Below are 12,573 nucleotides of genomic sequence, written 5' to 3'. Positions count from 1 at the left end.
CGTCGCAGCTAGATGAACCAAAAGCGGAGACGGCTGTTAAGCTCCGACAGGCGTTGGAAGGAAATCAATAAAGGCGTTTTTTGCCTTTACTGCTTTCCTGAAACGCCCCGAGGAGCTAGTCGTCGCTTACTTGTACCTCAGAGTCGTATCGACCAAGAAACAGCCTTTGCATTTTTTACGGACATGTATAAAAATATTCATTGATCGATTACGTCTAGACGTAAATGACAGATAGATATGCTATGATTGAAGTGGATCGTCAGACATTTTTCAGCAGATAAAACGTCTCAGTTTACGTTGACTGAAATGGCGATCACAATTATATATAAAAAGAAAGGAGATTCAGTAAAATGACAATGAACTTTGATTTTTACATGAACGATATTACTAGCCAAGCGAGATCGGAAATGGAAGCGAGTGGCTATGAGCAATTACAAACACCTGAGGAAGTAGAGGCAGCATTCAAGCGTCCAGGCACGACTCTAGTTATGGTGAACTCTGTGTGTGGTTGTGCAGGAGGGATTGCACGTCCAGCAGCTGCCCATGCCGTTCATTACGATAAACGCCCAGATCACTTAGTGACAGTGTTTGCGGGACAAGACAAAGAAGCAACTGCTCAAGCACGTATGCACTTTGGTGAAGATCATATTCCATCCTCACCATCATTTGCACTTCTGAAGGACGGAAAGCTTATAGCAGAAGTAGGTCGCTATGAAATTGAAGGCCATGACCCGATGTCTGTTGTCGTAAACCTTCAAAGCCAATTTGAAGAACATTGCGAAGAACTATAAGAAAACAGCTTCGTTTCTTAACAAAAAACAGTTCGCATGATCAAACATGCGAACTGTCATTACTTTATAAGAACATGCTAAGGCCCATGACGAGGGTGGATGCAATCATGGCGGCAATCATTAAATAGACAACGGTTTTTTGAATTTTTTTATTACTCATGCAACAAGACTCCTTACACGTTGAAATAGGTATGGCTCTATTTTAACAGATTCAAGGATTTTCACAACTGGAATGGCTGTTCTATCAGAGAAAATCACTAACAAGTAGACAAGGGAGAATGTCATATGAATAAAGTGGATCATATAGGTATTGCGGTTAAGAATTTGGAAGAATCATTACCATACTACATACATACACTCGGACTGGAAGTTATGGCTATTGAAGAAGTGGCTAGTCAAGGCGTGAAAGTAGCTTTCATTGATGCACATAACGTGAAAATTGAATTGCTGGAGCCGATGACAGAAAGCAGTCCGATAGCAAAATTTATCGCTAAACGTGGTGAAGGGGTTCATCATATCGCATTTGGCGTCTCAGATATTCGCACTAGAATGAAAGAATTGAAAGAAAATGGGGTTCAGTTGTTGCAAGATGAGCCTAAGCCAGGTGCAGGGGGAGCAGAAGTGGCGTTCCTTCATCCAAAATCATCATATGGTGTGCTTTATGAATTATGCGAAAAGAATAAGGGGGAGTAAGGGATGGATATTTACGATAAAATTAATGAATTATATGACAAAAAACGGGAAATAGAGCTAGGGGGCGGTGACGAGCGAATCCTTAAGCAACATGAAAAAGGAAAGCTAACGGCTCGTGAACGAATTGAGCTATTAGTAGATGAAGGATCTTTTGTGGAATTGAATCCATTCGTCATCCATCGTACTCGTGATTTTGGTATGGATCAGCAGAAAGGACCAGGCGATGGTGTTGTAACAGGGTACGCAAAAATTCATGGACGTCCGATTTACTTATTCTCACAAGACTTCACTGTGTTTGGTGGTGCACTTGGAGAAATGCACGCTATGAAAATCGCTAATGTCATGGATTTAGCAGCCAAAAATGGTGCTCCATTTATCGGTTTGAATGATTCTGGTGGCGCTCGTATTCAAGAAGGTGTATTATCTCTTGATGGATATGGAGAAATTTTTTATCGGAACTCTATTTATTCTGGCGTCATTCCGCAAATATCAGTAATTCTTGGACCGTGTGCTGGAGGAGCAGTATATTCACCTGCTATTACGGATTTTGTCATCATGACAGACCAAACAAGTCAAATGTTTATCACAGGACCGAAAGTCATTGAAACCGTGACGGGAGAAAAAATTTCATCCGAAGGTCTTGGCGGAGCAAAAGTGCATAACACGATCAGTGGGAATGCTCATTTACGTGGAGAAAATGAGGAAGTAGTTTTGCAAAAAGTGCGAGATCTATTGTCTTATTTACCGCAAAACAATAATGAAAAGACACCAATTCAGCCATATGAAGAGCAAAATGACTACCGCGAGAACTTAGCAGATGTCGTACCATTTGAAACGATTCGTCCGTATGATGTACGGAAAGTGCTTGAACATGTGGTGGATGAAGGATCGTTCTTTGAAATTCAGCCAGAGTTCGCGAAAAATGCAGTCGTTGGCTATGCACGAATGAAAGGTGAAACAGTTGGGTTCATCTGTAATCAGCCAAAAGTTATGGCTGGAGGACTGGATATCGATTCGTCAGATAAAATCGCTCGTTTTATTCGTACATGTGACTCGTTTAACATTCCATTGATTACATTTGAAGATGTGACGGGCTTTTTCCCAGGAATTAAGCAAGAGCATGGCGGGATCATTCGTCACGGAGCGAAAATTTTGTATGCTTATTCTGAAGCAACCGTACCAAAAATTACGTTGATCTTGCGTAAAGCATTTGGCGGTGCGTATGTTGCATTGAATTCCAAATCTATTGGAGCAGATATTGTCTATGCTTGGCCAAATGCTGAAGTGGCGGTAATGGGAGCAGAGGGTGCTGCGAATATTATTTTTGCACGTGACATTGCCAAAAGCGATGATCCTGAAGCGACTCGTGCGGCGAAAATCGAAGAATACCGGGAGAAGTTCGCGAATCCGTATGTTGCGGCTTCACACGGGATGATTGATGATGTCATTGATCCTCGTGAAACGCGTATTAAATTATTACAAGCCCTAGAAATGATGCGTAATAAAGAGGAAGATCGTCCAAAGAAAAAACATGGCAATATACCTCTATAAGTAAGGGAGTCTTTTGGTTGAATGAAAAACGATTACTAGAAGAGTTTTTAGAATTAGTGAAAATCGATTCTGAGACAAAAAATGAACGTGAAATAGCAGATGTCCTAACAAGAAAGTTAAAGGCGCTTGGTTTTGATGTGACTGAAGATGATACGAGTGAGAAAACAGGACATGGAGCAGGAAACTTGATTGCGAATTTGAAAGGTTCCAATCCTTTAGCAGATCCTATTTATTTTACTTGCCATATGGATACGGTGGTTCCAGGCCAGCAGATTCAACCAGTCGTTAAGGAAGATGGTTACGTTTATAGTGATGGCACGACAATTCTAGGAGCGGATGACAAGGCAGGGATCGCAGCTCTTCTTGAAATGGCGAAAGTGCTTCAGGAACAAGAGCTGCAACATGGTGATATCCAATTCATTATTACAGCGGGAGAAGAAAGTGGATTGGTCGGTGCAAAAGCGATGGATCCGGATGCTTTGTATGCAAAATATGGATTCGCAATTGACAGCGATGGCAAGGTAGGCGGTATTGTTACCGCTGCTCCATACCAATCTAAGCTTTGGACCACGATTTATGGGAAAACGGCCCATGCGGGAGTGGCTCCAGAAAAAGGGATTTCAGCGATCTCACTTGCTGCTAAATCCATTGCGGGTATGAAGCTTGGTCGAATTGATCATGAAACGACAGCGAATATCGGGAGATTTGAAGGCGGAAAAGCGACGAATATTGTTTGTGAAGAAGCCTTTATTCTCTCAGAAGTCCGCTCGATCAATCCCGAAAAAATGAAGAAGCAAATCGATGGAATGACAGAGAAATTTGCAACGACCGCAAGTTCGCTAGGTGGCCGAGCGGAAACGACGTCAGAATTAATGTATCCAGGTTTTAATTTATCCGAAAACGAACAAGTCGTACAAGTGGCGATGAAGGCGATCAAAAAAATTGGACGCGAGCCAACTATCATGACGAGCGGTGGAGGAAGTGATGGGAATGTGTTCAATGGAATGGGCGTCCCTACCGTCACTTTATCTGTAGGATATGAAGATATCCATACGAAAAACGAGCGTATGCCGATTGAAGAACTGAATGTGCTGACAAAATTATTGCTTGAAATTGTTCGAGAAGTGTCTATTACTGCTGAACAGCCAACCCCCTAAGAAAACTCTTCTACTTGTATGAAAGAAGGTGCAACTATGCAAACTGTTATCGTACAAACAGGCAATGAAGAATACGCATTGCCTGTAGAATCGGTCGTCTCTATAGAAAAACTTGAGTACATTACGCCTATTCCACATCTGCCCGATTACTTACTAGGTTTGATGAAGGCACGCGGTGAATTGGTGCCTATATTGGATTTTAGTCAAATTCTTTACCATAAACCCACTTCACGAAACGAAGAATCTCATGTGGTGGTACTTGCAACAGACAAGCTCCAAATTGGATTGTTAGTCTTGGATGCAAAGGAGATATTGGAATTGCCTGATGAAAGGTTAACTTCTACAGCTCTCAAAGCGTACTCTAAAACGCCATATTTCACGACAGTAGCTAATTTAGAGAATCGAGTGATTACAGTTATCGATCCTAATCTATTAGCAAGCTCTCTTGCTGGAATGGATGAAATATCGGATTACATGAAAGAACAAAGCCAATCGTCGTAAACTGATTGGGTATTTACACATTGGGGTAAGAAAAGTGGCAGACTAGAGCTGGTTTGCCATTTTTTCCTGTTGATTGCATGTTGGTTACATTCTGAGCAGATACTTTAACTAAATTTAAAAGGGCTCTAAACCTGGTTAAATTAAGTTAAAGCCTCCGGCGAGTTTCACAGATTTTCACAGAAACTCTTTGATAAGCTCGAAAAAATCTGGAATCAATTATATGGAAGCGAAATTGATTGAAAGAAGGTGTCCATGTGACGGATATATATTCAGCTCATCCACGGGTCATTATGCATCTTGATATGAATAGCTTCTTTGCGTCAGTGGAGCAGGCCGCCAATCCAGAATTAAAAGGGCTACCCATTGCAGTAGCGGGGAATCCTAAAGAACGAAGAGGAATTTTAGTGACTTGTTCTTACGAAGCAAGGGCATATGGTGTGTATACGACAATGACAGTTGGAGAAGCAAAAAGACTTTGTCCTAATTTGCATATCATACCTCCACGCCACGAATTGTATCGGCAAATGTCCGATTCCGTCTTTAATCTATTGCGGAGCTATACTGAATGGGTCGAACCAGTTTCCATTGATGAAGCGTATATTGATACGACGGAGATCGGTGGTTTGACCAACGCTTTTGACCTCGCCACGGAAATGCAGCAACGTATATTACATGAATTGGATTTGCCTTGTTCAATCGGAATCGCTCCCAATAAATTTTTGGCGAAAACCGCTTCAGATATGAAAAAACCGATGGGCATCACCATTTTGCGGAAGCGGGAAGTGGCGGAAAAACTGTGGCCGTTACCAGTCATCGAAATGCATGGAATCGGCAAGCGGACTGAAGAGAAATTAAACAGTGCAGGAATCCATACAATTGGCGAACTGGCAGTCACTGAAAAGATTAAATTGGAAGCTTTGTTAGGGAAAAATGGCATGCGACTTCAACAACGTGCGAATGGAATCGACACACGACCGGTAGATCCAGAAAGTGCAGATGAACGGAAAAGTATCGGAAGTTCCACGACGTTACCTGTTGATCTCACGGAATTCCTGGATTGTATTCCGATATTTGAACGTCTTGCCACAAAAGTTGCCAAACGACTGGCTGCCAAATCGTTGGCAGGCATCACGGTCACGATACAGATACGCTATGCAGACTGGCAAAACACAACAAGAAGCAGAACTGTTCATCAAGCAGTCTACCTAGCAGAAGATATTACGAAAATTGCCCTCCAACTCTTTGAAAGACATTGGAATAACGAACCGATTCGACTGCTTGGTATAACCGTTGGAAACGTCATCGAACGGAATGAAATGGTAGAACAACTAACATTCGATAACTTTGAACAACAGGAGAAAGAATACGAACTAGATCTACTTGTATCCGATCTTTCCGAACGCTTTGGTAGTGGCGTTATTCAAAAAGGCTGCAGTAAATAGTTTAGATGGTTATGGAAGTAGAAAGGAGACTTACCAATGGACATTGAGTTTCTAGGCACGGGAGCTGGAATGCCTTCCAAACAGCGCAATACCTCTTCACTTGTCTTGGATCTGACAGATGAGAACAGAGAAAATTGGCTGTTCGACTGCGGGGAAGCTACGCAGCATCAAATGCTCTACAGTTCTATTAAACCAAGAAAAATTACGAAGATCTTTATTACACATCTCCATGGTGATCATATTTTTGGATTGCCGGGTTTTCTCAGCTCACGTGCATTTTTAGGAGGAGAGACTCCAGTTGATATCTATGGACCAGCTGGCTTAAAAGAATGGCTCCTTCATACCTATCGAATCACTGGCACACATTTGCAATATGAGCTGAACATCCATGAAGTATCAGAAGGACTCATTATGGAAAGTGATCAATTCAGAGTGTATGCAAAGGAAGTTCAGCACGTAGTAAAAAGTTATGGATATCGAATTGAACAAAAAGATTTACCAGGTACGTTATTGATAGATCGAGCAATTGAACAAGGCGTTCCAAAAGGTCCTTTATTGCAACGGTTAAAAGAAGGACAGGATATTCAATTAGATAATGGGAATACGGTATATAGCCGGGATGTCACATCCGAACGAAAGAAAGGGTTTGTCATTACCGTGATTGGTGACACTTCCTATTGCCAGTCATCAATCGAGCTTGCACGTGATGCAGATATTCTCATTCATGAGGCAACTTTTTCACAACAGTACGCACAAGGAGCTCGCGAATTTGGTCATTCAACGATTAAAGATGCAGCCGAGATTGCTAAAGAGGCAAACGTCAGAAATTTACTTGTTAATCATATTAGTGCGCGTTTTTTACCTAGTGAAATGTCGGGGTTTTTAGCTGAAGGAGTCGCGATCTTTCCGCATATATCGATTGCAGAAGATTTCATGCGTTTTCAGTGGAAACATGGACAATTGAATGAGCTTAATCAAAAATAAGCATCCACCCCTAATTGGGAGTGGATGCTTATTTTTGATTAAGATAATGCGCCTAGCTCGCGTGATCTAGCTTCTGCACTTTTAATACAATCAGCGATCACTGATTTGAATTCGTGATTTTCTAGAGCTTTTAGTCCGGCAGCTGTTGTACCACCTGGACTGGTGACGTTGATCCGTAGCGTGCTTGGTTCTTCACCTGTGGTTTTGAGCATAGCGGCAGCGCCTTCAAGCGTCTGAATAATCAATTCTCTTGCATCACCAGCTTCTAAACCTCTTTCAACAGCAACTTCTTCGAGCGCCTCCACTAAGTAATAAATATAAGCAGGTCCACTTCCGGAAAGAGCGGTAACGGCATGCAAATCATCTTCCTTCACTACTTTGACGATGCCAATTGCACCGAGCAGGCTAAGGATTGACTGTTTCATTTCAGATGTAACTTCCTCATTGAATGCAATGCCACTAGCAGATTTCCCAATCGTTGCGGAAGTGTTCGGCATGGAACGTGCAATCGGCCGTTTACCTAGCCCGTTTTCAAATGTCTCGATTGAGATCCCCGCAATCACAGAAAGAACTGCCGTCCCGTCAGCTAAATATGGACGTATATCGTGCATGACTTGTTGAATATCCTTTGGTTTTGTTGCGAGGACGACCAAATCGATCTCGTTCATGAAGGATCGGTCCTCACATACTTTTGTAATTCCGTAGCGAGTCTCCAAATTGCATAGCCGTTCTGCATCTGATTTATTCATAACATAAATTTGTTTTCCAGGTAGTACTTGTTGTTCCACGATTCCTGATATAATGGCCTCTGCCATCGATCCTGCACCTATAAATAAAATCTTTTCCAATTTTCATCAATCCTTCCTCATGACAACCGCTGAAGTCACATAAAAAAGCGTTCTCATCCTAAACTTCAGGACGAAAACGCTTGGTTTCCGCGGTGCCACCTAAATTTGCTGTTCACTAGACAGCACAACTTCAATCCTCTTTATCGCAGAAGATACGGTCATGTTTCCATAACAGCTCGGAAGGAGGTTCGAAGGGGAGAGGGATGCATGGCTCGCAGCCTATGACCATGCTCTCTTCAATCCATCACCACATCTACTCGTCTTCCTCAATGCTCGTTCATTTCTATTTTTATGATTATTGCATGTACCAAACAAAATGTCAAACGGTGCTGGATCAAGTAGTTAACTGTCCACAAACATATAGACGATAAATAAGATCATGAGGACACTGATTGATACAAGAACCACCTTCATAATACTAATTGGATAATTTCCAGTAACTTTACCCGTTTGTCCATTCACTAAAAATTGATAGATTTTTTGATTGAATTGAAAGGAAGAAATCCATAAGGGCAATAATATATGTTTATATGTAATATCTGAGTAGTCGGTAGAAACATTTACTACTTCTACAATATCACCTGCGATACTGCCTTCAATTCCACTAATGATCCGTTGCTTCATGAAATTTTGTGCTTCCGTAAACCCTTGTTGTAGGGAGACGGAATACCGCTCCGCTAAAAAGCCTGACATGTATTCTACTTTGTAATCAGTTAAGCTTGCCAATTGGAAGGGCTGTACTTTTTGCAGTAATTTCGGTTCGATCGTAGTGGAGGCTTTCACCAAGACATCGTCAAAAAACTCTCTATAATTTCCGCTCTCTCGATGCCAGCGAATTTTTCGTACTTGCTCGGTCACTTGTCTCGCCTTTCCATCCTCATATACAGTCCGCGTCTCTGTAACGTAGTAATAATTACCGACTTGTACGACGTAACTGGACCTTGTATGGCTATCATATGTCCAATAGGGTAGATAAGCACCCGAAATTTTATTTAACTGATAAGACTGCTTTAGCTTGGAAGGTGCAAAAAAATGCCCTTTGATCCATTCTTTAAACTTAGCATTCGCTTCCTCTTTGGAAATGTGGAATGGAATTAAGAGCCCTGGCTGAATCCCTGCGTCTTGTTTAGTAATGGCGATATGCGAAGAGCCGCAAAAGGAACAGAAATCCGCTACCACATTTGCATCAAGGACTGATTGTGCCCCGCAGTTTTCACAAGAAAAGACACGCTTATCTTCTTTCCATAAATGATGTAGGCTTTCACCAGCTTCAACAAAATCAAGTTCTATATTTTGTTCATACGTAGCTTCAATCGGTATCTCATGACTACAGAACGGACATTTTAATCCACCAGTTGCCGGATCGAAATTGGTATTTCCGCCACATGAAGGGCATTTGATATTTTCTGTATCTTCCATTACTGCAGTTTGCTGTTCATCAAATGAAGTCAACGTTCATCCCTCACTTTGCATTCAACGTCTCACCGCACTCTGCACAAAACTTAGCGTTAGGCAGGTTTGCATGAGAACACGCTGGACACACTTTTTCTGATAGTTGTTCCGTGCCGCATACACTACAGAACTTTGCATCTTTTGGAATTTGCGCGTCACAATTGATACAAGGAGCCTTTTCCGTTTCGACTGACTTTCCGCATTGTCCACAAAATTTTGCATCCGCATGTATGGTCGCTTGACAATGTGGACAAGATTTTGTCGTTGTAGCTGGTTGAGCGGACGGATGGTTCGGAGACATTGCATTCGCCATGACTTGACCGAGAGAGACACCTGCTCCCATACCTACACCTGCACCTGCAAGACCGCCAGAATCGTTTTGTGCAACATCTCGAATCGCTTCTGCCGCTTGATATTGTTGATACTGCTGCATATTTCCAAGCACACCCATCGTCGTCCGTTTATCCATTGCTTGTTCTACTTCTTTAGGCAGTGATAGATTCTCAACGTATAAAGAGGTAATCTCGAAACCGAATGAAGCAAAACGCGGAACCATCTTCTGCTTGCCATGCTCGCTTAATTCATCGTAATGCATCGCGAGATCAAGAGCAGGGATCTGTGACTCTGCGAACAAGTCAGCCAACCCCGAAATAATCATTTTTTTCAAATGACCTTCGACTGAATTCGTATCGTATGAACTATTGGTTCCGAATAATTCTCTTAAGAATACTACAGGCTCTGACACTCGATAAGAATAAATCCCATATCCACGAAGGCGAATCATACCGAAATCGGGATCTCTCATCATGATGGGATTAGAAGTACCCCATTTTTGATTAATAAACTGCTTCGTATTAATGAAATAGACTTCTGCTTTAAAAGGAGAATCAAAACCATACTTCCACGACTTTAATTTTGTAAGGATGGGCATGTTTTGTGTGTAGAGGATATGTCGCCCTGGACCGAATACATCTGCGATTTCTCCTTCGTTAACCATGATCGCTACTTGTGATTCTCTGACAGTCAGTTCCGCACCCATTTTGATTTCATTATTATGAACTGGAAACTGGTAGACTAATGTATTGGTATCTGGATCTTGCCATTCGATTACTTCAATAAATTGGTTTTTAAAAAAGTTGAAAAATCCCATTGAAATCCCTCCATGTAGACAGCATATTACAAATACCGCTATTTCTTGTAGTATAACATACGACAGATATCCGAATTGGTTTCACTTCTTTCAAAACTTTTTGCTGTCATAGAAACCTTTACGTGACGATATAGAAAAAAGAGAGTACAATAGACTGAACAGTCATTCATTTTGAGGAGGAACTTTCTATGATATATAAAATTACGACGCCTACTCCGTTTGCGGTCGGAGATGTGAATTGCTTTTTATTGAAGGGGGACACGTTGACATTAGTCGATGCTGGGACGAAGACGCCTGAAGCATATGAAGTGTTACAACTTGAATTAAAAGAATTAGGTTATACATTTAAGGATATAGAGCAAGTATTCATCACGCATCATCACCCCGATCATTGCGGTTGGGTCGAAGCATTTGATCGGGCAGAAATCTTGGGTCATCCCTATTTAAATTATTGGCTGTCTCGTGATCAAGAATTTTTAGAACGACATGATCTCTTTTATGAACAGTCGCTCCATGAAGAAGGGGTACCTGAACACTATGCAAAATGGGTTAGACGCTTTCGACGTTCAGTCGATCTGATGGGCAATCGTCCGGTGGATCGTGTGATGAATGAAGGTGTAGAGTTACCAGGTCATCCAGGTTGGCAAGTACAAGAATCATTGGGTCATGCACAAAGCCATTTGTCGCTTTGGAATGAGCGTGAAGGTATGTTAATTGGTGGCGATCTTTTATTGGAAAAAGTCTCTTCTAATCCACTAATCGAGCCACCTTTTAGAAAAGAGGAAGGGCGGCCTAGGGCATTACTACAGTATAATGCGTCACTTACTCGGTTGCTGGACTTACCTGTACATATCGTCTATGGAGGGCACGGTGGAGAAGTTCGTAATGCACATGCACTGATCACCGAACGTTTGGAAAAGCAGAATGACCGGGCAATGAAAGTATTAGGCATGCTACGTGAAGAGTCGCAAACCGTCTTTGAGCTGACTAAACGACTATTTCCGGCAGTTTACGAAAAAGAGCTGGGTCTAACATTATCGGAAACGATTGGTCAGCTTGACTATTTGATTTCCAAAGAATTAATTACGGAGACTGTAGACGAGGCAGGAGTTCATCAGTATGCCAGCTGCTAAATCCATTTTGATAACGGGCGGTACGAGCGGTGTCGGTTTTGAATTGGCGAAGCGTTTGGCATCTGCTAATGATTTCCATGTCATGGCGACTGGACGCAATGAGGCTGCGTTACAAGAACTACAAAAGTTTGGTGTCGAAGGGTTTTGTGCGGATTTACGGGACGTAGAGCAACTAGATTGGTTGGTGTCTCGTACTGTAGTTCCAGATATCATCGTATTTTCAGCAGGAGTCGGTCGATTTAACTTAGCGCATGAAGTGGCGGATGCAGAAATGGAAGAGATGCTGGAAACGAATGTGCTCGTGCCAATGCAATTGACGAAACGATTGCTTCCTGCCATGATGGAACGCAAAAGCGGGCATTTGTTGTTCATTGGTTCGCAAGCAGGGAAAGTCGCGACTCCAAAGACATCGGTCTATGCGGCAACTAAGCATGCGCTAATTGGTTATACGAATGCATTGCGGATGGAAGTGGCTCCTTACCAGCTCGATGTCTCTGTGATTCATCCTGGTCCGATCGACACACCGTTTATCGAGTTGGCAGACCAGACGGGGAATTACAAGCAAGCTATGGGGTCTCAATTGCTTACTGTAGATTCAGTGGTACGCTCTGTTATACAGACCATCCACCAACCTAAGCGAGAAGTAAATTTGCCTAAAATTATGGGTCTGACGAGTAAATTGTATGCACTCGCGCCCTCTATGATTGAAGTGATTGGACGTCCTTTTTTCTATAAGAAGTGAGTCTATAGTTCATCGTTAAGAAAAATGCTTACTTATGAATAATAAGTAAGCGCAGACTGTAGACAAAAGGGTTGGAAATCGTAACGATTTCCAACCCTTTTGTCATTTCGGTACTAAAATCAGAGAAAT

Annotated in this window: 13 protein-coding genes; 9 read left to right on the top strand and 4 right to left on the bottom strand. The window is 42.1% G+C overall.

Annotated features, from left to right (window positions below):
* The first annotated feature begins 350 nt into the window (after positions 1-350).
* Complete coding sequence (locus GD002_RS13540; RefSeq protein WP_153732898.1) at positions 351-791, top strand: BrxA/BrxB family bacilliredoxin; 441 nt, start codon at positions 351-353, stop codon at positions 789-791.
* A 64-nt stretch (positions 792-855) separates the two neighbouring features.
* Here GD002_RS13540 and prli42 read toward each other — a convergent pair whose 3' ends face one another.
* Complete coding sequence (gene prli42, locus GD002_RS13535) at positions 856-951, bottom strand: stressosome-associated protein Prli42 (RefSeq protein WP_153732897.1); 96 nt, start codon at positions 949-951, stop codon at positions 856-858.
* Between the two features lie 125 nt (positions 952-1,076).
* Between prli42 and mce the strand changes: the two genes are divergently transcribed.
* The 6 genes from mce (at position 1,077) to rnz (ending at position 7,119) form a co-directional block, all read left to right on the top strand.
* Positions 1,077-1,484: a methylmalonyl-CoA epimerase gene (mce, locus tag GD002_RS13530; protein ID WP_153732896.1), complete on the top strand. Its 408-nt coding sequence runs from the start codon at positions 1,077-1,079 to the stop codon at positions 1,482-1,484.
* Positions 1,485-1,487: 3 nt separating this feature from the next.
* The gene (locus GD002_RS13525; RefSeq protein ID WP_153732895.1) at positions 1,488-3,035 is read left to right on the top strand and encodes an acyl-CoA carboxylase subunit beta; all 1,548 of its coding nucleotides are present in this window, start codon (positions 1,488-1,490) and stop codon (positions 3,033-3,035) included.
* 17 nt (positions 3,036-3,052) lie between these two features.
* Positions 3,053-4,192: a M20/M25/M40 family metallo-hydrolase gene (locus tag GD002_RS13520; RefSeq protein ID WP_153732894.1), complete on the top strand. Its 1,140-nt coding sequence runs from the start codon at positions 3,053-3,055 to the stop codon at positions 4,190-4,192.
* Positions 4,193-4,228: 36 nt separating this feature from the next.
* On the top strand, positions 4,229-4,693 hold the full coding sequence (locus GD002_RS13515) for a chemotaxis protein CheW (RefSeq protein ID WP_228548388.1): 465 nt from the start codon (positions 4,229-4,231) through the stop codon (positions 4,691-4,693).
* A 254-nt stretch (positions 4,694-4,947) separates the two neighbouring features.
* On the top strand, positions 4,948-6,135 hold the full coding sequence (locus GD002_RS13510) for a DNA polymerase IV (RefSeq protein ID WP_153732892.1): 1,188 nt from the start codon (positions 4,948-4,950) through the stop codon (positions 6,133-6,135).
* 36 nt (positions 6,136-6,171) lie between these two features.
* Positions 6,172-7,119: a ribonuclease Z gene (gene rnz, locus GD002_RS13505; RefSeq protein WP_153732891.1), complete on the top strand. Its 948-nt coding sequence runs from the start codon at positions 6,172-6,174 to the stop codon at positions 7,117-7,119.
* 38 nt (positions 7,120-7,157) lie between these two features.
* Here rnz and proC read toward each other — a convergent pair whose 3' ends face one another.
* From proC to GD002_RS13490, 3 genes are all read right to left on the bottom strand, one after another.
* Positions 7,158-7,967 carry a pyrroline-5-carboxylate reductase gene (proC, locus tag GD002_RS13500; protein WP_153732890.1) on the bottom strand — a complete coding sequence of 270 codons (810 nt, stop codon included), beginning with the start codon at positions 7,965-7,967 and terminating at the stop codon, positions 7,158-7,160.
* A 342-nt stretch (positions 7,968-8,309) separates the two neighbouring features.
* On the bottom strand, positions 8,310-9,419 hold the full coding sequence (locus GD002_RS13495; protein WP_153732889.1) for a zinc ribbon domain-containing protein: 1,110 nt from the start codon (positions 9,417-9,419) through the stop codon (positions 8,310-8,312).
* A gap of 10 nt (positions 9,420-9,429) precedes the next feature.
* The gene (locus GD002_RS13490) at positions 9,430-10,569 is read right to left on the bottom strand and encodes an SPFH domain-containing protein (protein ID WP_153732888.1); all 1,140 of its coding nucleotides are present in this window, start codon (positions 10,567-10,569) and stop codon (positions 9,430-9,432) included.
* 188 nt (positions 10,570-10,757) lie between these two features.
* On the opposite strand from GD002_RS13490, the gene GD002_RS13485 reads away from it, so the two are divergent.
* On the top strand, positions 10,758-11,702 hold the full coding sequence (locus GD002_RS13485) for an MBL fold metallo-hydrolase (RefSeq protein WP_153732887.1): 945 nt from the start codon (positions 10,758-10,760) through the stop codon (positions 11,700-11,702).
* Entirely contained in the window at positions 11,689-12,444 is a 756-nt protein-coding gene (locus GD002_RS13480; protein ID WP_153732886.1) for an SDR family NAD(P)-dependent oxidoreductase, read from the top strand. Before GD002_RS13485 ends, GD002_RS13480 begins: the two co-directional genes overlap by 14 nt.
* The last annotated feature ends 129 nt before the right edge of the window (positions 12,445-12,573 follow it).

The organism is Sporosarcina obsidiansis, assembly GCF_009651005.1.
GTDB lineage: Bacteria > Bacillota > Bacilli > Bacillales_A > Planococcaceae > Sporosarcina > Sporosarcina obsidiansis.
The sequence above is the reverse complement of the archived record's forward strand: the minus strand, read 5'-3'. Positions and strand labels throughout refer to the sequence as shown.

Excerpts from the sequence above, each read along its gene's own strand:
- GD002_RS13540 (WP_153732898.1), top strand. The coding sequence starts at position 351 with ATGACAATGAACTTTGATTTTTACATGAACGATATTACTAGCCAAGCG.
- prli42 (WP_153732897.1), bottom strand. The coding sequence starts at position 951 with ATGAGTAATAAAAAAATTCAAAAAACCGTTGTCTATTTAATGATTGCC.
- mce (WP_153732896.1), top strand. The coding sequence starts at position 1,077 with ATGAATAAAGTGGATCATATAGGTATTGCGGTTAAGAATTTGGAAGAA.
- GD002_RS13525 (WP_153732895.1), top strand. The coding sequence starts at position 1,488 with ATGGATATTTACGATAAAATTAATGAATTATATGACAAAAAACGGGAA.
- GD002_RS13515 (WP_228548388.1), top strand. The coding sequence starts at position 4,229 with ATGCAAACTGTTATCGTACAAACAGGCAATGAAGAATACGCATTGCCT.
- rnz (WP_153732891.1), top strand. The coding sequence starts at position 6,172 with ATGGACATTGAGTTTCTAGGCACGGGAGCTGGAATGCCTTCCAAACAG.
- GD002_RS13490 (WP_153732888.1), bottom strand. The coding sequence starts at position 10,569 with ATGGGATTTTTCAACTTTTTTAAAAACCAATTTATTGAAGTAATCGAA.
- GD002_RS13485 (WP_153732887.1), top strand. The coding sequence starts at position 10,758 with ATGATATATAAAATTACGACGCCTACTCCGTTTGCGGTCGGAGATGTG.
- GD002_RS13480 (WP_153732886.1), top strand. The coding sequence starts at position 11,689 with ATGCCAGCTGCTAAATCCATTTTGATAACGGGCGGTACGAGCGGTGTC.